Source organism: Maribacter sp. 2-571 (assembly GCF_050589625.1).
Taxonomy (GTDB): domain Bacteria; phylum Bacteroidota; class Bacteroidia; order Flavobacteriales; family Flavobacteriaceae; genus Pelagihabitans.
This window is the reverse complement of record NZ_JBNGOP010000100.1, coordinates 1-531: the sequence shown is the minus strand read 5'-3', so window position 1 is coordinate 531 and position 531 is coordinate 1. Positions and strand designations below refer to the sequence as shown.

The following is a 531-nucleotide window of genomic DNA, read 5'->3' as shown; positions in this document are numbered from 1 at the left end:
ACACAACCTACCGATACCGATGGGGACGCCGCGGAGGACCTGCCCGACTATATCGATACCGATAGCGACAACGACGGACTTCCGGACACCCTTGAAGCAGGGTTCTCCGACAACGGGACCCTTACCGATACCGATGGCGACGGACTGCTCGACACTTTCGATGACGTGGACGATACCGGTATGCCCGTAGATGTCAACGACGACCAGAACGGAGGGGCCAGCGATCTTCCCAACCTCTACGATACCGGCACACCGGAGGTGGACTACAGGGAGGTCATGGATTCCGACGGCGACGGCGTGACCGATGCCGTGGACCTGGACGACGATAACGACGGGATTCCCGATATCGTGGAATCGGGGGGGAGCGATCCCAATGCCGACAACGATATGGACGGCGTGCCAGCATATCTGGACGACAACGACGGGAACGATACCGTGGGCGACGACAATGGAACGGTACAGCCCGGGTTCGACAAGGACGGGGACGGGACCCCGAACCATCTCGACAGGGACGCCGATAACGACGGGATA

General features: G+C 60.5%; 1 pseudogene. It reads left to right on the top strand.

The window, feature by feature from the left end:
- Nucleotides 1-531 (top strand): annotated as a pseudogene (locus tag ACRD7P_RS21060) (gliding motility-associated C-terminal domain-containing protein); the annotation flags it as partial.